This is a genomic window from Sphingomonas sp. BL-S-28 (assembly GCF_055521515.1).
Window position 1 is genome coordinate 1,387,312 of record NZ_CM145484.1, and the last position, 19,932, is coordinate 1,407,243.

The 19,932-nt window shown below is 60.9% G+C and carries 12 protein-coding genes; 4 read left to right on the forward strand and 8 right to left on the reverse strand.

The features are described 5' to 3' along the window. Positions 1-41: 41 nt before the first annotated feature. Positions 42-4,988 (reverse strand): autotransporter outer membrane beta-barrel domain-containing protein, encoded by a 4,947-nt coding sequence (locus ACZ1JC_RS15345; RefSeq protein WP_465136034.1) that lies wholly within the window; start codon positions 4,986-4,988, stop codon positions 42-44. A 387-nt stretch (positions 4,989-5,375) separates the two neighbouring features. On the opposite strand from ACZ1JC_RS15345, the gene ACZ1JC_RS15350 reads away from it, so the two are divergent. Next, positions 5,376-6,815: an arylsulfatase gene (locus ACZ1JC_RS15350; RefSeq protein WP_465136033.1), complete on the forward strand. Its 1,440-nt coding sequence runs from the start codon at positions 5,376-5,378 to the stop codon at positions 6,813-6,815. 42 nt (positions 6,816-6,857) lie between these two features. On the opposite strand, the gene ACZ1JC_RS15355 is transcribed toward ACZ1JC_RS15350, so the two are convergent. After that, on the reverse strand, positions 6,858-7,862 hold the full coding sequence (locus ACZ1JC_RS15355; RefSeq protein WP_465136032.1) for a SphA family protein: 1,005 nt from the start codon (positions 7,860-7,862) through the stop codon (positions 6,858-6,860). A gap of 312 nt (positions 7,863-8,174) precedes the next feature. Here ACZ1JC_RS15355 and ACZ1JC_RS15360 point away from each other — a divergent pair, with 312 nt between their 5' ends. Beyond that, positions 8,175-9,677: a DUF1254 domain-containing protein gene (locus tag ACZ1JC_RS15360; protein WP_465136031.1), complete on the forward strand. Its 1,503-nt coding sequence runs from the start codon at positions 8,175-8,177 to the stop codon at positions 9,675-9,677. Between the two features lie 15 nt (positions 9,678-9,692). Here ACZ1JC_RS15360 and ACZ1JC_RS15365 read toward each other — a convergent pair whose 3' ends face one another. From ACZ1JC_RS15365 to ACZ1JC_RS15375, 3 genes are all read right to left on the reverse strand, one after another. Continuing rightward, a complete protein-coding gene (locus ACZ1JC_RS15365; RefSeq protein WP_465136030.1) occupies positions 9,693-10,007 on the reverse strand; it encodes a DUF1622 domain-containing protein in 315 nt (104 codons plus the stop codon). Positions 10,008-10,235: 228 nt separating this feature from the next. Next, positions 10,236-11,507 (reverse strand): DUF1214 domain-containing protein, encoded by a 1,272-nt coding sequence (locus tag ACZ1JC_RS15370; RefSeq protein ID WP_465136029.1) that lies wholly within the window; start codon positions 11,505-11,507, stop codon positions 10,236-10,238. Between the two features lie 539 nt (positions 11,508-12,046). Continuing rightward, positions 12,047-15,097, reverse strand: a complete 3,051-nt coding sequence (locus ACZ1JC_RS15375; protein WP_465136028.1) for a beta strand repeat-containing protein — start codon at positions 15,095-15,097, stop codon at positions 12,047-12,049. Positions 15,098-16,214: 1,117 nt separating this feature from the next. Here ACZ1JC_RS15375 and ACZ1JC_RS15380 point away from each other — a divergent pair. After that, complete coding sequence (locus ACZ1JC_RS15380; RefSeq protein ID WP_465136027.1) at positions 16,215-16,370, forward strand: hypothetical protein; 156 nt, start codon at positions 16,215-16,217, stop codon at positions 16,368-16,370. Between the two features lie 100 nt (positions 16,371-16,470). Here the strand turns inward: ACZ1JC_RS15380 and ACZ1JC_RS15385 are convergent, their stop codons facing one another. The 3 genes from ACZ1JC_RS15385 to ACZ1JC_RS15395 are packed head-to-tail and all read right to left on the reverse strand — an operon-like array spanning position 16,471 to position 19,105. After that, positions 16,471-17,472: a DUF2891 domain-containing protein gene (locus tag ACZ1JC_RS15385; RefSeq protein ID WP_465136026.1), complete on the reverse strand. Its 1,002-nt coding sequence runs from the start codon at positions 17,470-17,472 to the stop codon at positions 16,471-16,473. Further along, on the reverse strand, positions 17,469-18,425 hold the full coding sequence (locus ACZ1JC_RS15390; protein ID WP_465136025.1) for a DUF979 domain-containing protein: 957 nt from the start codon (positions 18,423-18,425) through the stop codon (positions 17,469-17,471). Before ACZ1JC_RS15390 ends, ACZ1JC_RS15385 begins: the two co-directional genes overlap by 4 nt. Next, positions 18,422-19,105, reverse strand: a complete 684-nt coding sequence (locus ACZ1JC_RS15395) for a DUF969 domain-containing protein (RefSeq protein ID WP_465138581.1) — start codon at positions 19,103-19,105, stop codon at positions 18,422-18,424. Before ACZ1JC_RS15395 ends, ACZ1JC_RS15390 begins: the two co-directional genes overlap by 4 nt. Positions 19,106-19,340: 235 nt before the next feature. Here ACZ1JC_RS15395 and ACZ1JC_RS15400 point away from each other — a divergent pair, with 235 nt between their 5' ends. Further along, a complete protein-coding gene (locus tag ACZ1JC_RS15400; RefSeq protein ID WP_465136024.1) occupies positions 19,341-19,727 on the forward strand; it encodes a PilZ domain-containing protein in 387 nt (128 codons plus the stop codon). The last annotated feature ends 205 nt before the right edge of the window (positions 19,728-19,932 follow it).

The window sequence follows — 19,932 nt, forward strand, 5'->3', positions numbered from 1 at the left end:
ATCGTCCATCAAAGAGTATTCTGTTTATTTCGCAGGCAGTGCTATCGCCAATTTACGCGAACTCCGATCTTCGCAGTCCAGGCGTGACTGTCGGCATTAAATGCCTCCTCGTAACTGCCCTGACCGAACAAAGTGAGTTGCGGGTGAAGCAGGAAACTGATGCCTGCGCCCACTTGCCACCACGTTACGGGCGGTTTTGTTTCAAACGGGACATAACCGTCTGCTGAGGAGAATTCGGTACTGAAGCCGCCTAAAAACTCGTGCCAGATATTGCCGCGCAGCCATCCTTCGAGATCACCCACATGTGCCAGCCGGAAACCGGCGCGTCCGGTTAGCGAATCGAGATCGCGGAAGCGGACATGGGCGGCGGGGTCGTCGAAGCTGTCGATGTCAAAAGATTGGTAGATCAGCTGGACTTGCGGCTCCAGTTTCCAATCTTCGTCGAGCGGCACCGGATAGCCTCCTTCGGCTGAAAGGGCTAAGCCAAACCCATTCGTCTTGACCCTCTCAAACCGGAGCGAACGCATTCGGATGTCGTGCCAAGTGACTTGGCCAACCAGATCCAGATAGGCGCCGTTCGGTTCGAAATGCGTCCAGAACGCGCCAAGCGACCAACTCTGCATATCGACTTTGCCGGCCCGGAATTTGAAATCGATCAGATTGTGATCAATTTCGGCGTCCATTGTCCCCCAACTGCCGATGATACCGGCATGGTCGCGGTCTCCCTCGGTACCATCGTCGCGCTTTTCCGTACGGCGATAGACGTCCAGCCCAGCCTGGAAAGCAATCAAGTCCGATTTGTAGGAAGGCCCATCATTGCCATAAATCCCAAGCGTGTCGCCGCTCGTGTGCCCATGCCGGAGAATCGTGCGGCCCCAGATGCCGTTAGCCCATTTGTTTGAATCGGCGAGTGCCGGATTCCCGCGGATCTGCTCCTCGTTGCCGACACGTTCATGCAACGTATCGAGAATTTGCCTGCCGTAGATTGCGAGCATCGCTGGCACCGCCGAGTAGACTGAGGTTTCCTGCCGATAATATGGCCGGGGTGCAGGAGGCGGCGTTGGGGTCGGCGTGGGGGGCGGCGTTGGAGTTGGCGTTGGGGTTGGAGTTGGCGTTGGGGTCGGCGTTGGAGTTGGCGTTGGAGTTGGCGTTGGGGTTGGAGTTGGCGTTGGGGTTGGAGTTGGCGTTGGGGTCGGCGTTGGAGTTGGCGTTGGAGTTGGAGTTGGCGTTGGCGTTGGTGTTGGTGTTGGTGTTGGTGTTGGTGTTGGTGTTGGTGTTGGCGTTGGGGTCGGCGTTGGGGTCGGCGTTGGTGTTGGCGTTGGTGTCGGAGTTGGCGTGGGCGTCGGCGTCGGCAGCGTATTCCGCAAGAACCAGCTCTCCGGCGCCGAGGCGTCCACACTCCCGTGATACAGATTGTATTCGTACGGTCCGGCGATCACGGGGCTGGCTAGCGCGAAGGCCCCGCCTGTGGTGGTCGCCGCATTGATCGCATCGACGACGAGGATCCCGTTCACCTCCGTCAGGGCGCCAGCCCCCCCGGAGTTCGATATTTGCAGCCTGCTCGAACCCGAGCCTGCACCTCCATCGATCACCAGCAGGTCCGAGGGCGAACCGTCGCCGGCAAGGTAGGTGTGAAGGCCGATCAGTCCGTTGCCACCTGAATAATTGACGGTATTCAGCGTCTTGTAGCTAGCGCTGCTGGTTGGATCGCCGATTGGCGCGGTGTAGAAAATGCCGCTCTGGATGTTTGACAGATTGGTGACGTTCGAACTGCCGGTCATGTCCCAGTGACTGTGTTCGTTCAACGTGACGTTCGATGTGCTGCCCGGCAGAGTAGTCGCCGCGCCGGTTAGCGTAGAGGCATAGATCTCGATGTCAGCGGTTCCCGGCAATGCGAGCGCAGCCGGCAACGAACTGCTCGCGAGAGTAAAGGCGGTTATAGCTGGATCGTCGTCTGAATCTCCCCGAATGGGCGGTTCGGCGAGCAAAGCGGGAAAGTCTGCCGTTGCGCCCACCAGCAGCCACTGGGCATTGCCGCCGTCTGCCAGCGGTCGCCCGACGACTGACCTGACCAACGATATCCGGCTGGCACCTGCTACCCCAACTGTTGGCCCCTCGGCATTGATCAGGCGGCTGTCAGCAAAATCGATCGACGTGCCGGCAAGCTCGCCAATCGAGTAGAGCGCCATCGCCGATGCACCGCTGGCGGAGATGTCGACGTTTGCGCCGGCAAGCACGGCGCCGTTCTGGACCAGGGCGCCGTGCGCAGAAGCTCCGTTCGTGCGAATCTCCATATCGGTAAGGGATACCGAGGTGGGTTCGTTTCGAGAATCCGCGACTATCGCATCAACGAAGTAGCGCGCCTGTACCCCATAGGCGCGCGCTCCGCTGGTGGTAACGCTGCCCTGCCGGGCGGAGAGCACGCCTCCGCCTATCGCTCTGAGGCCGGTCGCATTGTCTCCTCCAGTCGTAATCGAACCGCCGGTGAGATCCATCGTAGCTGTTCCGCTCAGAAAATCCCGAGAAACATAGGCGCCATAAGCGCGCTCGCCCTGGGTTTCGACAACCTGATCGGTACCGGTGACGCTTACCAGGAATTGTGCGCCGTCCTGATCGATACCGGCGTAGAGACCGATCGCCGCCAGCCCTGATGTCGCAATGTGATTGTCTGTCAAAGTGATGATGCCGCCGTCATCGGCCACTATACCGAACCCCTCGACACCACTGGTTGTGACAGAGACGCCCGACGCGCTCAACAGGCCACCGGGATTGGTGGCGACCAAGGCTTCGGGTCTGCGCGCGTTTGCGGTGAAAGGGTTTTCGGGCTCGCCGATCGTCGTGATCGAACCGCCGACAACGGTCACGTTGCTGTTGCCCGCGGAAAGGACGCCGTAGGAGCGACCATTCCCAGTGGTCCTGATCGCAACATCCGTTGCGAATATGGTAGCGCCTCCTGCTTGCAACGCGGGCGAGTTGATGCCGTTGGAGGTGACTGAGCCTCCCGTGAGCCGGGCCGTCCCTCCTCCAGTGGCGTTGAGGCCCGGCGCTGTCGGCCCGGTTGCCACGATGATCGTATCAGTTGCGGTGAAAGTTGCGGGCGTCACATCGGCCGCCAGACCGACGTTGACGGCCGTGACGACCGAAGTCAGTTGGCTGCGTTCCAGAATGACGGTCCCGCCATTCTGCACATCGACGGCGTTGGCGGCGGCATTGCCTTGGGTCCAGCTTGTCGAGACGATAAGATCGCTGCCGTGGATTTGCGATCCCGCGCCTTCTGCATGTAGCCCATCAGCCCTGGCGCCCGTTGTCGTGATCGTAATCCCGGAGAGATCCAGCATGCCGCCCGACCGCACGTCGGCGGCGGCCGCGTTGAGTGCTTCGGAGGGCCCAGCGCCGGTAGTGCGAAGCGATCCTCCGGTCAGCGACACGCTGGCTCCGTCCTCGGCGCGCACTGCGTTGCTTGACGTGCCGGCGGCGACGATTGTCGTTCCCGTACCCTCGATCCGGCTGCCCGATCCTGTAGCGATAAGGCCGTGACTTGCCCCCGCTGCTGTGTTGAGACCGCTGCCGTCGATTAGAGTGATGGTGGCACCGCCTTCTGCTCGCGCCGCGCTTGCTGCAGCGCCCGTGGTCGTGATGGTAACCGCCGAACCCGTGATGGCGCTTCCGCTGCCAAGCGCAAGCAGACCTTGCGCCGTGCTCCCGCTACTGCCTAGAATCACCCGCGTCAGCGAGATCGAGCCCGCATTTTCCGCGCGCGCGGCATCGGCAAATGCGCCAGCGGTCGTTACCGAGGAGTCTTGCACTTCAATGAGGCTGCCAGCTCCGCTTGATGACAGGGCATAGCTCCCCGTGTTGGGCGCCAGCGGTGCCACCGATGATGTGGTCCCGGTCGTGGCGATGGTGGCACCGCCGCTGATGGAGACCAGTGCGCCATTCTCGGCCCGGGCACCGAAGGATGCGCGGGAGGTGGTTGTAACCGATCCGCCGGCCATGGTGATGGAACTGCCGCCTCCCGCCGCAACGAGGGCGTGGTCGGAAAAGCTGGTTGTCCCGCTATTGCCGCCCTGGACTAGGACCGTTGTGCCGGAGAGCGTTATGTCTCCCCCGTCGCCGGCATAAGCCGCCACCATGTCGCTGGCGGCCGTTGTGCCCAAGCCCAGCGTCAGCGATCCGCCGGTCATGGTGATCTTGCTGGCGACGGCGGCGGCATCACTTCCGGTGGCCCACAGCCCGCGCTGACCGTTGGCGCTGGCAGCGGTGGAAACTGCCGCATTGTTCAGCCGGATTTCTCCGCCAACTTCGGCACGGGCCACGGTCGAACTGCGCGACAGCGTGCTGGCCGACCCGCCCGACATGTCGATCACGCTGTCTTGCCCTGTCGCAACAAGGGCATCGTTGCCGGTGCCGGTCGCCCCGCCGCGCGTGGATATGGCACTGCTTGTCAGTGTCACCAGTCCGCCGTCGACGGCGTGCACCGCCAGTAGATTGTTGATGATTGTGGCCCCGGTCTGCGGCCCCATGGCGACGGTACCGGTTAGAAAGCTCAGCTGGCTTCCCGCGCCGGTTGAAACGAGGCCGGTCTGCCCCAAGCTGGCTGCTGCGGTCGTCGACGATGTCTTTACCGTGCTACCGGTCAGAAAGATCGTTCCATGGGCTGTGGCGGCCTCACCGGTGGTTCCTGCTGCTCCAAGATTGATCGTTACGGTATCTCCGTCGATCCGGCCGGTTGCGCCGCCTACAGCGATTCCGGTCGAATTGGCTGTCGACACTGTAACGGTCGTCCCAGCAGGCAAGGTGCAGGACGTACCGGTAACCGAAATCGGGGTAGGACATGTTTGCGCTGCAATAGGCGAAAGCGGAATTCCAAGCCCCGCGCTCGCCGCCAACGTCGAGGTGCTTAGCAGCAGGCAGGCGTGACGGATCCTCGCTTGCTTGCGCGTCGAGATCGCATCTGTTCGATTTGAGAATTCGCACCATTCGAGCATCAACGGCTCCCCGTCGCGTCTCAATCAAGCCTGCCAGTTTGATGCGTTAGCCCACAACCGGGGGGTAATACCTAGTGAAATACCCTCGATAATCCGCTTGGTTGCAATTGGAATAATATTCGGATTATCGCAGATCGAAAGCCATCATGGTGAAAGTGAGCTCAAGATATTTTCGAAGGCCGATGTTCACAGCTCGCAGTTCGCTAAAGCTTAAGCGGCCAGATCTGGCGTTGAAGAGACGGGCAGGCTTGAGCCGATGGGCGAGCAATACCAGCAGTTGTAGAAGCTGCAGTCGCGGGCATCATGCTTCATCTTTGGGGTAATCCCCAATGGCTGCACCTCGCCTGCCGAGCAATGATTGCGGGATCATTTCAGGGAGAACCGAGGATGGAAGCAGATCGTCGAAGTGCTCTCGGAATGTTGGGGGCATTCGCGGCCGTATCGCTTTCTAACAAGGGTTTCGCGCAACCGCCTCGAAGCAGGCCGAACATCCTGTTCGTGCTCATGGATAACCTTGGTTATGGCGAGCTCGGGGTTTATGGCGGAGGCGAGCTGCGGGGGGCCCCGACACCGCGTATTGACGGGTTGGCCGCCGAAGGCATGCGTCTCACCAACTTCAATGTGGAGGCGCAATGCACGCCTAGCCGGTCCGCCATCTTGACGGGGCGTTTCGCAATCCGCTCTGGCACGCATTCGGTGCCTCTGCCGGGATTGCTGGACGGGCTGACGCAATGGGAAGTGACGCTGGCCGAGACCCTGTCGAACGCAGGGTACATGACCGGCGCGTTCGGCAAGTGGCATCTGGGCAGTTCACAGGGAAGGCTGCCCAATGCGCAGGGCTTCGATGAATGGTACGGTATTCCGCGTACCACCGATGAGTCGATGTTTCCGTCACAGCCCGGCGCGCGCGCTGCAGGCATTCCATTCATGCATGTCATGGAGGGCCGCAAGGGCGAGCCAAGCCGAGAGCTGGGCATCTACGACCTCGATCAACGACGCGGGATCGATCAGGAGATCGTCAAGCGGACCACTGATTTCATGCAGCGCGCCGCGCAGTCAGGGAAGCCTTTCTATGCTTATGTTCCCTTCACGCTGGTTCATGTTCCTGCCTTGCCAAGCCAGGAATTTTCCGGGCGCACTGGCAATGGAGATTTCGCCGACTGCCTCGCCGAGATGGACGCGAATTTTGGAAAGCTGCTTGATACAATCGACCAACTCGGCATTCGGGAGAATACGATCGTCGTCTTTACCAGCGACAATGGTCCCGATCCCACGTTTCCATCACAGGGCACGTCCGGCCCCTGGAGCGGGTATTACTTCACGCATATGGAAGGTTCGCTCCGTACTCCCTTCATTATCCGATGGCCGGGCAATGTGCCGGCAGGGCGCGTCAGTAATGAGATCGTCCATTCGGTCGACACCTTCACGACCTTTGCGAACATAGCCGGCGCAAGGGTTCCTGGGGACCGGGCGATTGACGGTGTGGATCAAAGCGCATTTCTGTTCGGTCGAACCGATCATTCTGCAAGGGACGGCTTCCCCGTCTTCGTCGCCGACCGGTTGGAAGCCGTCAAATGGCGCAATTGGAAGATGGCTTTCTACGAGCAGGAGCGAGATTGGTGGTCTTCGCCGATCAAGCTCGGCGTCCCCAAGATTTATGACCTGCTCAACGACCCCAAGGAGGAATATGGGGCGACCCTGACACCGAATGCCTGGGTCGGCGGACCGATGATGAAGATCGTCGCGGAATTCGAGGCGAGCCTGAAGCGCTATCCGCCGATCGCGCCAGGGACGCCTGATCCGTACGTGCCTCCAAAGGCACGGTGAGACGGCTCATTGGCAGATTGCTGTCTCACTTGGCGGCTGTCGTTATTTCCCTTCGCTGGCAGGCGTCACCATGTGCAAAGGAAGGGTAAGACTGAGGAAATATGCTTCGCCCTTCAATCGATTGGTTACGTCGAATTCCTTGAACGCACGAACGCGAAAAGTCGCTGGTAACCCAGCCATGTTGACGTTCAGCGCCAGGGTCGCGCCGATCGCGGCGACCTCCCCCTTGAAAGGGCCAAGGATCGCACCCGCACCGCTGTCACCACTCACCTGCTGGAAGTAATAGCTCTGAACTCCGGCGGAAAATGCCGGCGACAAAGTTTTTTCCAGCGAGCCTTCAACGTGAAACTCGGTGCCGGTCTTATAGTCGGTCGCAGAATTTTTACCGTTGAAGGTGAAGCCCGCCTTAGCAGAAATGTCCCATCCCGCCTTCGGGTCGTTCCATGTGGTTGCGAGCGATGTATCAACGACCCAGCGATTGAAGGAGACGTTGGCAAGTTGCCCTTCGCGGTAATTGCCGACCGGCACATTTACGGTGGCGGACACTTGGGCATGAAACTTGTTTGCTTTCCATCCCAACAGAATGGCGCCAACAGGATCGCCTACCAATAGCGCGGAATCGCGTCGGCTAACGGATGCGCTTCCACCCGCCGGACCAGTAACCACGGCGCTCACGTTGACCATTGGGGCGCCAACTGGAAGCGAGCCGCTGATTGCCAATGTTCCACCCAGGAAATTGGTGGTGGGTACCCACATGACTGTTCCAAAATCCGCGACGAGCGTTGCATGCGCACCGGCCACGACGTTGCCGCCGATCACAAACCGCCGATCGGCTTTCGCTTTGCCATCGTAAACGTAGATCGTGTCGTCGAAGAACACACCTTCGACCGGTGGCATGATTGCCGCTTCGGGACCGCTTCCTCCGAGTAAATAGAACGAGGCGCCCCCTTCGGAGGCATGGCTTGGTTCAACGAGGCAAGTACCACCAACTGCTACGACCACGCACTTCCCAAAAAATGCGCTCGTTTTCCGCCAGCTTGTCGTCATCGATATCCTCCGAACCGCGGAGAACACTAGGGCGGACCGGATTTACTGCCATTGGTGATAGTACCGAGATCAGGAAGGTTTGCTACCCGGCGGCAACGGCAGCTCCCGCCAGGTCCAGCGCGTTTAGGTGAGTTCCACGATTGCCCTTTTCGGCACCGAGGCGCTTTGCCGTCTGCGAATTAGTATGGGACAAGCTTGCGCCTTTGCCTGTTTCCTACACGACATTACGCCCTGTTTTGCGGGTTCATCCCAATGATTGGTGTGAACGAAGGCGGGTAGGCTCCGGCGAGCGATTGCCAGGAGATTTCCGTCATGGTCGATACCTCGCCCCGTTCAAAGGCACCATACCTCGTCCGCCAGTTCACGCCGGCCAATCCGGGGCTGGCCAACGGTGCCGGCGTGCCCGCCAGCCTGACCAGCGAGCACTATGTCGAAGCGCTGGCCCGCGTCGTTTATGTCTGGGGGCATCCACTGGTGAACACCGTGGGGCGGACCAGCACTTGGGCGCTTATGGAAGGGCATGGGCCCGGTATGGCGATGGGGCTGTTTCCCGGCTGCCCCAAGAACTGGATGGGCTATGTCGACGACTATCTGCCCGCTGCCCAGCGCAAAGTGGTGACGCCCAATAATGACACGATCTACGGCGCCTGTTTCGCCGATCTGGGCGATGAGCCGGTGGTTATCCAGACGCCGGACGACGTGCCCCAGGGGCATTACTGGACGATCCAGATCGTCGATGCCTTCACCACGGTGACGCACCAATTGGGCTCGGCATCGGCGACGCCGGCGGGTAAGTACCTATGGGTAGGGCCCGATTGGCAGGGCAGTACACCCGAAGGGTTCGTGGATGTGCTGCGCTCGCCGACGAACATCGGTGTGGCCATGGCGCGTAGCTTTGCCGCGCGCACGCCGGAGGGGAAGGCCAGGGCGCGGGCGGTGCTCAACCAGATGGGGGCTTATCCGCTAAGCGCGGATGCGCCGGGCCGGCGCAAGTTCGATTGCGAGGCAAGCGCGCGCAACAAGGTCTACCCCGCTGGGCTGACCGCTGAGATGCTGGCCGCCGATCCGGATCTGCTGCGTATCCGGCCGGTCCACGGTGCGAGCTTCTGGGACGATCTGGAAAAGGCTCTGGACGCTAATCCCAAGGTGGGCGTGAACGATGCGGCCATGGCGGCTCAGGCGCGGACTCTGCTGGGATTGCGCCAGAGCGATCCGCGCTGGAAAGCGCTGTTGGACCGCGCTGCGCTGACCGCCGATGCCGAACTCTACGAGGGCGCGCGGTACGATCAGGTGGGCACCGATGCCGGTAATGGCTGGCAGCGGCAGGAAAATGGCGGCGACTGGGGTACGGATTGGTACGGGCGGGCACTTGCGGCGGTGATCTACATCTACGTCAACCACTACCGCGAAGCGACCTACCTGATCCGCGGAACGGATGCCGAAGGGGCGCTCCTGCAAGGCCGCTACCGCTACACGATGCGCTTCGAGAAAGGGCAACTGCCCCCGATCGATCCGGCCAAAGGCGGCTTCTGGTCCCTGACCATGTACGATCGCGACTATTTCATGATGCCCACCAGCCCCAATGGCCGGCACAACATCGGCACCGTGAACCTGGACGCAAACGAATTGGCGTTCGGCGCTGACGGCTCGTTGACGCTGGTGCTCTCTCATGAGGAGCCTGTCGATGCCGAGGGCAAGGCGAATTGGCTCCCCGCTCCCGATGACCAGTTCGCCTTGCTATTGCGCGCTTATGTGCCGACCGAACCAATTTTGAACGGAAGCTATGTGCTGCCGGAGGTCAACCGGGTTCGTTAGCGTGGCGGTGAAAACCTACCCCCTGTCTGGAGCCTTGCGCAAAGGGCCCGGGTCTTCATTCATGCCCCCAATGTCCCGTTCGAGGAAGAAACTCAGACCTGTCCGTATCGCCGCGATCGCGGCCAGCTTGCCGATATCGTCCCAGCTCGGTGCGACCGCCGTTCGGACGATATCCGCACCCAAAGCGAACTCCAGCGCTAGGAGTATCCAGGAGGCAAAGCCAAGCCAAATGGTACGGCGGGACCAGGCGCAATCCGGTCCCCGGATCAGTCGGTTCGCCACATGCCAAAGCGCTTCAACACCTCCAATCAGGACGATGACGATGGCCATCAGTTCCAACGAGAGCGCTGCTGCGGTAGCGACGATATCGACTGTGCTGTCCATAGCCCGATTATGACGATGCGCGCAGCTGTTAACACCCAGACTCCTACCGATGTGATGGGTGGTAATGTCTGTAGGTACGGCAAAGGCACGGGCCGATGCCACAGGCAAGTCGCTTATGGCTGCTTACGGGATTGCGACCAGGTATAACCCAACTGGTGCCCCTGCTTCGCCGCATCATGCCAATCGAACCAGCGGCGGGGGATAGTAAGTTCCGTCAGCAACGCCGCCTTGCGGACCATAGAAACGAAATGTCAGGCTCCAGGGCTTGCCGGCTCCCGTAGGCAGCCAGTTGGCATCGGGAGCACCATCCGGCTTGGCCGGGCCGAAATATAAGGTGAGCGAACCATCGCCGCTTTTAACGACGCCGGACTCCTTGTTGAGCAGATAGCGTTCGAGTGGGTTGGGAAGCACGTGGCGGAACTGCCGATCGACCGCGATTATCGACCAGAAATACCGCGCGAATTTTTCGGGCAGTGCGTCCGCCGGAAACGTGAGCGAGTAGGTACCGTCGGCTTCCACCCAGCTCAGGGTCTTGTCCAAGGCCCCGCGGTAATAGACCACTTCGTCCATCACGTTGGCCCAGATGCCGCCGTAGTTGACGGTCGTACGGGTCAACCAATCCGTGCCCCAGTGCCCGCAACAGCTTTCCCGGGCCCATCCGTTGCGTATCCACCCCCGCCCGATGTAAGGCGCGGCGGCTGCAAAGTCGGCCTGCGCTTTCGTTCGAATTACCTCGTCGACTTCGGCACGGCGCGTGGGATCGGCAATCTCGCTGACGATGGCGCGAACCTTCCCCTGCATGTCGTCCAAGGGGCTGAGGTCCTTTTCCTGCATCGCAAGCTCGGCGGAATCAAACGCTTCGACGCCAGGTAAATGCGCCATGTCGAACATTAAGGTACGGGGGATTTCGGGTGCCTGGGGGTTTCCCCGAATCTCGAATTTGAACTGGTGCTGGAGGGCGATGGCCTCATCCCAATTCGCCCCGAGTTCGACGCGAAGCAGCACGCGCATGGTTTTCGCCGGCACATCCACCCGCAAGGCACCGCTAGGAACCTCCACATTGCTGCCCTGGAAGCAAATGGCGAACAGCCCGCTCGGATGATCGGGGTGGCAACGTTCGTTGAGGTTGGCCAGCGTTTCGCCCCATCCATTGATGAACTCCACCGTATAGTAACGGCCGGTGATCTCGGGCACGGTCACGAGCAGCGTGCTCGCTTCGTCAATCGTTACCCATGCCTCGGAATAGGCGACGTCGAGATTGGGGTTGGGCCAGTCGACCTGGCCCGGCTTGCGATGGAGCAATTGGTTCCAGACAAACCCTTCCTCGTCAAAGTCGACTTGCTGCTGCCTGGTGATCAACAGCCTGCCGAGCAAATAGATGTAGGCATCACTGACTGCCGAATCCGGGAGAAATTCGGAGGCTGTGTTGGATTGCGCAGAAGCCATAAGATTACCATCCTCTTGAGAGACCACCCTCGATGATCGGATGCATGACCTTGTGCGGGATCGAGGTCTGCATGGTGGAGGCTATGACGACAATTTAGCAGTGGCGATTGGGGGAAACCCGAGGTCGTTGCAGCTTCATTCCTAGGGCTGGCGCCATAGCTTCGCTGACAGGTCGCTGGCTCGCGGCACACCATTAGCGCGGCCGCATTCGCGATTGGCCATGGGGTGATGGAACGGTGACAAAGCTAGCGGTTGCAGATCTGCTGGCCGTACTGCGATTTATCCATCAGTTCTGCCCTCTTCCTGCCTGAATGGGTTTGGACTGGAATGTGAACGCAGCTGTCGTGACGTTGCTGGCATCTCTTCCGGAGAGGAACCAGCGACGACCAGCAACCTGTTGTCGCATAATCTGAATTCTTTGAGCAGTCGATTGCAAACTCCTCATCGTGGGATAATGGCCATAATGCAGGTGACGGGCAGGTCGCAACGGAGGCAAAGGCTTGCGATTTGCTCCCGTCGCGCCTGTCCCTTACCGGCCTTTAGAACGCAAACCCAGCGCCCACCTGCCAGGTTACGCGGTCCTGATAGCCCTCATAGCTGAGGCCCGCTTTCGCCACGAGGTGCTCGTCAAACGCCTTGGATGCGCCCACGGCGACTGCAACTCTGCTACCTGTTCCTCCTACGCCGACCCCCACAAGCCCTTGTCCGGGTTCAAAGGCCTGCGGAATTCCTCCAAGTGCCGCATTGCGCGCATCGCCCGAATCGATGCGCTTGCGCACGTCGTCCAGGTCAAAGCGTATGCTCGCGAGTTGCGTATCGGTGTAGGAGTTCGCCTGCGCCAACGTCTTGTTCAGACCGGAATTGAGCTGAGCCACGTTGACTGCATCTGTCGCGCTCGTCCCCGCGGCGACGTTCGTGATGCGACGCTCGCCGCCCACAGAACCTACAGACACGACATTCGCGACACCGCCATCGGTTGATCCCGCACCAAGAGCTACCGAATTGGCACCACTGGATTGGGCTGCATAGCCAAGCGCCGTGGACGTCGAGCCGGTCGCCGTCGAGTAGTTGCCTGCAGCAAGCGAGTGAGAGCCCGATGCACGCGAACCATTACCGCCGGCGGAGGCGTCTGCTCCCGTGGCTTCCGGCGCAACTCCCGCTGATGTATTGTCCGAAGCGAACGCGCCGGCCTTCACGCCCGTGACTAGATTAGTGACCGCCAGCACTGCTTCGTTGGTAGCGTTGAGCTGGCTACCGTTAACCGCATCTGAGGAACTGGCGCTTAACGTGCCATCCGCCACGCTGGTCAGTTTCCGGTCGCCTGCGGTTCCGGCAAAGTTGACCTGGTTGCCGTCCGTGGCCGCGCCGACCGTGATGTCCGCGCCGGGCGCAGCTTGTTGAACCAGTCCCAACTTCCCGTCGATGAGACTGGTGATGTTGGTCGTGTTGGCTGCAACTTGGCCGTTAAGGTTGACGATGTCAGCCGTGTTGATCGTCACTCGCCGGTCAAGGTTTGTGATATTGTTCGTATTTGTTGCCACCTGAGTGTCGATAGCTCCAAGCGCACCGCCGACGTCATTATAGGTGGAGCCCTGCACGGTGTAGCTAGGTGCAGAAATGGACCCGTCAGGATTTACGACCGTACCGCCTCCCAATGCGGTGGCAGTGCTCTGTGACGCTCCAAAAAGCTGACCGCCATTCACGCCTTCGTTGGAACTGGCAGCTACCGCGCCGTCAGCAACGTTGATTAGCTTTCGCCGACCTGTCGTACCTGCAAAGTCGACGGCCGCGCCATCGGTGTCCTTGCCCACCGTCAGATTGGCACCGGCTGTGGCCTGCTGCACGAGGCCAACTGTGCCGTTGGTGATGCCGGTGATGTTGGTCTCGAGGGTTGTCGTGCGATTGTCGAGGTTGGTAAGAGAATCGCCCACATTATTGTAGACATTCCCGCCAACATTATAGGTCGGCGCGCCGATCGATCCGTCGGCATTGACCGTCGAGCCACCCCCGAGTGCACTGGCGGTGGAACTGGCGGTCCCGTAGAGCTGCGAGCCGTTGACCGCGTCGACCGAGGTTGCATTGACCGCGCCGGCAGCGACATTGGTCAAGATTTGGGCCGCGCCGGGAGCCGTTGCGTCCCCACCTGAGGCAATTAGCGAGAGCTGATCGGTGCCGGTTCGCTGCACAGGGCCGATCGAACCGTTGTTGATCGCGATATCGACCGCGCCTAGAGCGCTGCCGACGTCGTTATATGTCGAGCCCTGCACGGTATAGCTGGGCGCTGTGATCGTGCCGTCCGCATTGACGGTAGTGCCACCGCCCAGCGCACTGGCGATCGGACTGGCGGTAGCGTAAAGCTGGGAGCCGTTGATGGCATCGACGGAGCTTACATTGACCGCGCCGCTTGCGACGTTGGTCAACACCTGTGCCGCACCGGGAGCCGATGCATCGCCGCCCGCAGCAATCAGCGACAGTTGATCCGTGCCGGTGCGCTGCACCGGACCGACCGTGCCATTGCTGAATGCGTTGATATTGGTCGTGTTAGTTGCGACCTGTGCGTCGATTGCGCCAAGCGCGCTACCCACGTCACTATATGTGAAGCCTTGAACGAAATAGTTGGGCGCCGTGATTGTGCCGTCCGCATTGACGGTAGTGCCGCCGCCTGCCATGTTCGCCACAGATGCGGACAGCCCATAAAGCTGGGAACCGTTGACTGCGTCGGTTGACGAGAAATTAATGGAGCCCGCCGCAACATTGGTGACAAGTGTGCCTCCGGATCCACCAAGAACAACGCGATTCTTGCTGGCATCCTCGTACAGCACGGCATTGTCGCTCAGGTCCTCCAATGCGCTATTCGTCGCAAACAGTTGAGAGCCATTGATCCCATCGGTACTCGACGGATCGATCCGTCCCGCTGCCACGTTGGTAATGGTCCGCTCCGCATTGGGGGCACCAACACTGACGGTGCTCGTCGGGCTGGTGCCCGCGAAGCTATAAGAAGTGCCATTTAGAATGATGGCCGAAGTGGTAACGGGCGCAGCCACGGCCGATCCATCGCCAAGAGCGATCGCTCCATCGAGCCCGGCAGCAATGGTAACATTATTGCCGAGCACGAAAGCATTGTTGGCATCGATCAGGTTGTCGTTACCGACTGCATAGCTGTTATTGCCGTTAACAATATTGGGGTCACCCATCGCTCCGCTTCCCGAGCCTGTGACGATATTACCCGCGCCAACTGCTATCGAATTAGCACCTGTAGCCTGCGCACCTGCGCCAATTGCAGTCGATGAAGCGCCACTCGCGACGCTATTCGCGCCAGCGGCGGTTGCGCCTTCGTTGGTTGCCTGGCTGTTCAATCCCAAAGCGGTGCTGTCGGTGCCAGTTGCTTGGCTCGTCGTTCCGCAAGCTACACCATTCGACGCAGCTGTGGCGCCGTCGCCCGTTGCATTGTCAAAGGGCGTCCCAGTCGCGTTCCCCATGCAAATGAATTGTGCCGCCGCAGGCTGCGATAGAAAAATCAAACTGACTGCGGCAACAGCGGCGGAGCTCGTCAGCAGGCAAAGGCGATAGCTTTTGGCGTAGGTTTGCATCGAACGTCTCCCAAATTCCCATCCCGCGGGCGGACGACGCAGTGCAATGTTGCCAATGGCGCCTCGCTTAGCAGAGGCGAAAAATACTGACGGATAAAATATTTTAATTCATCGGGAGGGCGCTGATTTATTTTGGAATTTATACCTACACTTAATTGGGTATTTAATAGCCTTGTTAGCCAACAAACAATGCCTTAATTCATATCAAATTGCATGATGACCCAAGAAGAAATCATAAATATATAGTCCAAGATATACATTTACATGTTTTGCGTTTAAATATCGTTGATGGTTGAAATCGCTAGATAAACTTCGATCAAGCATCGTTAGATCGCTGCGGGTTGGCCGCCGCATCAGGTTACTAAGCGTCGCGCCCATGGCTGCTCGTTGGCTCCTGGCTCCGACCAGCCATTCCGCCAGACACTTGATCGTCTCCTTTCAGGTTCGCCAGAATAGCCCCCGTATGTCTTTATTGGGGGCGGTTATTGCCGATCTATTTTTAGCAAGCTGGACGTGGGGAGTGTCTGGTTTCTGGTGTCGGGAACTCAGAACCAGAAGGTCGCGAAGGTCCCAGGCCCAGTCATTCACCTGTAGCTAGAACGGCGATTCGAAGCGGTGCGGCAAATCGCTGATGAGTTTGATCAGGGTGATCGCCGGAATGGCGAGAATCTAAATAGGGGAGGGACGCATCTTGTGATGTGTCGAAAATCGTGGCGTCTCAAAATTGTTCAGTTTATACGAATGCGTATAGGGCGGGTTCGGAAAGTGATTCCAGACCCTTGTTTTACCAGATAGTAATTTTTGAGATGTGGCCATGTTTTGTGCCATTATCATAATTCGAACTATCATTAGGTAATCATATCAATTATATAGTTATTTAAATTGATTCCTGTAGCCGCACCATTCCTTGCCCGTTGCCCCAAGCGGGCCCGCGAGTACTCCCCCGTATCCCGGCTCATTCTCCAGGCAGCGCCCATTGCGTTCGGCCCAGCTTGCCCGGCGCACATTCGATCGCATCCAAAATGGAATGATTAATAATTAGTTACTAAGGCTTGCCTCACGGGTTCGCCGGGCATATCCCATTGCGGCGACAACAAAAGACGAACGAGGATGCCAGATGATTCCCTATAGCGAAAGCGTCGCTTCCGTCGCCGAAAAGGGCAAGGAAGGCGGCAAGCTCGACATGTCGATCGTCATGGGTAGCGTGTTCTTCTGGGGCGTCACCATTGCTGCGGTGATCGGCTGTTCCGACGTCACCGCCTGGCTGGGTTGACCGGCCGATTTCGGCACGGCGGGGCGATTTTCCGCCACATTTCAATTCAATATATGGCCACCACCCGTTAGCCATGCGCTAACGGGCGCGGTCTTTCCGCTTACTGCGCCAGCATCGCCAGCAGGGCGAAGCTCGCCAGCCAGTGTTCGCCCATATAGTCGCCCTCGACATGGTCGAGCGCGGCGGCGAGGTGGGCTTCGGCGGCTTCCCCCGCGATCTGCGACAGTTCCGGCGTGGCCGAGGCGATTTCGCGCCAGGCCCAGGCACGGCTGAGGTTCAGCCCGTCCAGATGGGCGATCTTGCCGTCGCTGCGGTCGCTGACATGCGCCGGCGTGAACAGCGAGGCAGGGCGGCGCTGCGTCAGATGCGGCAGGAAGCGGCTGAACCAGTCGGTGAACGCGGCGCCATCCAGCGCGCGGCGCATCAGCAGCGCCTCGCTGAGCGCGGAAGAGAGGAACTCGTCCCCGCCCGGCTCCCAGGCCTGACAGTCGGCATCGCCGGAGAACCAGTTTACGGCCTTGCCGCGAATCTGGTCGGCCAGCGCGGTGTCGAACGCCTCGGCCCATTCCAGCGAGAGCGCGAGGGCGAAGGCGCTGTTGAAATGGGTGCCGGTGCGGATCGGGTATGTCAGGATCGACAGGTAATGGGCGAACCGTGCGGCGAAGGCGCGGGCCAGCGGCTCCAGACGCGCGGCCCAGGGCTGGTCCGCATGGCGGCTGGCTTCGAGGTGCAGATAGAGCAGCCAGCCCCAGCCGTAGGGTCGCTCGAACCCGCCCGACAGCGGCCGGTCCAGATAGGCCAGTTCGGCGGCCAGCTTTTCCTCGGTAAAGGTCTCGTCGGCGCGGCCCACGGCCTCGGCCGCTTCGGGAAGGGTAGGGTGGAGGCGGGTGAGGGTCAGCGCGGTCCACCAGCCGTGGACGCAGGAATGCCAGTCGAAGCTGCCGTGGAAGGCCGGGTGCAGCACGCGCGGTGGCAGCACGTCCGCGTCGGACGACATCACATGGTCCAGCTTGTGCGGGTATTCGCGGCCGACATGGCCAAGCGCGATGCGGATGAACTGGGCGGCGGTCTCGGCAGACGGGGTCTCGGCAGATGGGGTCACAGCAGGAATCCGGCGATGTAGAGGATCAGGATGTTGCAGGCGAGCAGCGGCAGGGCCGTGCCGACCTGACGGCGGATCACCGCATGTTCGTCCTTCAGTTCGAGCAGTGCGGCGGGGAGCATGTTGAAATTGGCTGCCATCGGCGTCAACAGCGTGCCGCAGAAGCCGGACAGCATGCCCACGGCACCGACCACGGCAGGGTCGCCGCCGTGCAGGCGGATCAGGATCGGCACGCCCACCGCGCCGGCCATCACCGGGAAGGCGGCGAAGGCATTGCCCATCACCACGGTGAACAGCGCCATGCCCAGCGCGAAGACGACGACGGCCATGAACACATTGCCCTCCGGCAGCAGGCCCTGCGCGATGGCGCCGACTGCCGCGCCGACGCCGGCCGCGCCGAAGACGGCACCCAGCGCGGCGAGCATCTGCGGCAGCAGCACGACCCAGCCGATCGAATCCATCAGCCGGCGGCCTTCCTCTACCGGGGCGGAAAGCGGCGGCTTCAGCCAGAGCATCGTCGCGATCAAGGCGATGATCACGCCCAGCGCCAGCAGCACCGGCGTGATCCAGCGCGGATCGACAAGGCCAAGCCGCTCCAGCCCGGCATAGCTGAACAGCAGCGTGCCGCAGAACGCGGTGACCGGGATCACCAGCGCGGGCAGGAACAGGCGGGAGCCAAGCTTTTTCGCAAATGCCTCCCGCTCGGCAGTGTCGGTGGTACGCGGCTTGCCCTGGCCCAGCAGGCGCGTACCGGCAATGGCGACGAGAGCGAGGACGAGCAGGCCGTTGCCGAAGTCGCCCAGTCGGTCACCGGCCAGGAAGCTGACGGCGATCAGCCCCCAGAACAGCGCGCTACCCCAGCGTCTGGGATTGGCCCGGTCCCGCGCGGTCGCCACGGCGAAGGCGGCGAACAGGATGCCGGCGAGGGCATAGATGGTGCCGATGCCGATCATGCCGCTGGCGCTCCTTTGGCGCGCAGGCGGCGGTCGAACCGCCAGAGGCGGAAGGCGTGGATCAGGAACGCGCAGATCGCGGTGGGGATCGCCCAGAGCGAAAGGTGGATCGGCGCGATGTCGATCCCTTCGCCCTTCAGCACGCCCTGAATCAGCAGGATCGAACCGATGGCGATGAACACGTCCTCGCCGAAGAACACGCCGACATTGTCCGTGGCGGCAGCCATGGCCTTGGTGGCTTCAACGTCATCTTCTGTGACGTTCGGGTTCTGCTTGCGCGCGGCAGCTTCGGCCATCGGCGCGACCAGCGGGCGCACGGTCTGGGCATGGCCGGCCACGGAGGTGAGGCCCAGCGCGGCCATGATCTGCCGGAACGCGAGATAGGCGGTGAGCAGGCGGCCCACGGTCGCCCCGCGCATTTCCTCGATCATCGTGCGCGCCCGCTGCTGCAGGCCGAAGCGTTCGAGCAGGCCGATCACCGGAAGGACGATGTAAACGACGGTAATAAAGCGGTTATCGTTGAAGCCCTTGCCCAGCAGCGAGATGATCTGGACCAGGCCCATGTGCCCCAGCAACCCGGTCGCCAGCGCGGCGGCGGCCACCACCAGCAGCGGATTGAACCGCAACGCGAAGCCCGCGATCACCACCAGGATGCCGGCCAGCGGCCAATATTCGATCATCTTCACGGCCTTGCTTGCACCCGAAAGCACAAGGTCTAGCGGTTCCCCGGCGGGATGGAAGCGCCTCTCACCGCACATTTTTTCCCGGGTGCGTGCAACCGGCCGGGCACATCATCCTTTATAATGAATTGCCGACCGTTTTCGGGCGAACTGCAGGGCAGAAGTCCGCGTTGCCCAAGCGAGTGCGCCGCGCCCCGCGCAAGCACGGTAGGCAGCATGGTCGCAAGGAATAGAAATGAACAGTCCTTCGGGTTCGGACAGCGCAAATGCCGGCAGACGCGGCCGCAGCCGCCTGCGCGTGCGCCTTCCGGCACGGATCATCACCCGCACGCAGACGGCGCAGGCCATCCTTGCCGATCTGTCGCTGACCGGGGCCAAGGTCTCCACCACTGCCGAACTGAAACTGGGCGGCGAAGTGGTGCTGGAATGGGGCAAGTTCGAGGCGTTCGGCGAAGTCGTGTGGATCCGCGGCCAGTACTGCGGGATCTCGTTCTTCGACATGATCGCGCCGCCGGTGCTGATCGCCACGCGCGATCTGGACGATACCTCGCACCTGCCGCGCGACAGCGACATGCTGCGCGAAGTGGCGCAGGGCTGGGTGAAGGGCGGCACGCGGTTGTAAGCCTGCTGGCGGGACCGTTTGGCGCGGTAGCACGCCGTTATCGAGCGTGGCCTGCCTGACTGCCGGGCTAACAACCCTTTCGTAATTGCGAGCGTAGCGAAGCAATCCAGGGCAGCACCACGCCGCTCTGGGTTGCTTCGCTACGCTCGCAATGACGAGGGAAGGGGGAGGACTGGGAAGGCTTCCCGCCGGAAGACTCCCCCAA

Excerpts from the sequence above, each read along its gene's own strand:
- ACZ1JC_RS15345 (WP_465136034.1), bottom strand. The coding sequence starts at position 4,988 with ATGCTCGAATGGTGCGAATTCTCAAATCGAACAGATGCGATCTCGACG.
- ACZ1JC_RS15350 (WP_465136033.1), top strand. The coding sequence starts at position 5,376 with ATGGAAGCAGATCGTCGAAGTGCTCTCGGAATGTTGGGGGCATTCGCG.
- ACZ1JC_RS15355 (WP_465136032.1), bottom strand. The coding sequence starts at position 7,862 with ATGACGACAAGCTGGCGGAAAACGAGCGCATTTTTTGGGAAGTGCGTG.
- ACZ1JC_RS15360 (WP_465136031.1), top strand. The coding sequence starts at position 8,175 with ATGGTCGATACCTCGCCCCGTTCAAAGGCACCATACCTCGTCCGCCAG.
- ACZ1JC_RS15365 (WP_465136030.1), bottom strand. The coding sequence starts at position 10,007 with ATGGCCATCGTCATCGTCCTGATTGGAGGTGTTGAAGCGCTTTGGCAT.
- ACZ1JC_RS15370 (WP_465136029.1), bottom strand. The coding sequence starts at position 11,507 with ATGGCTTCTGCGCAATCCAACACAGCCTCCGAATTTCTCCCGGATTCG.
- ACZ1JC_RS15375 (WP_465136028.1), bottom strand. The coding sequence starts at position 15,097 with ATGCAAACCTACGCCAAAAGCTATCGCCTTTGCCTGCTGACGAGCTCC.
- ACZ1JC_RS15380 (WP_465136027.1), top strand. The coding sequence starts at position 16,215 with ATGATTCCCTATAGCGAAAGCGTCGCTTCCGTCGCCGAAAAGGGCAAG.
- ACZ1JC_RS15390 (WP_465136025.1), bottom strand. The coding sequence starts at position 18,425 with ATGATCGGCATCGGCACCATCTATGCCCTCGCCGGCATCCTGTTCGCC.
- ACZ1JC_RS15395 (WP_465138581.1), bottom strand. The coding sequence starts at position 19,105 with ATGATCGAATATTGGCCGCTGGCCGGCATCCTGGTGGTGATCGCGGGC.
- ACZ1JC_RS15400 (WP_465136024.1), top strand. The coding sequence starts at position 19,341 with ATGAACAGTCCTTCGGGTTCGGACAGCGCAAATGCCGGCAGACGCGGC.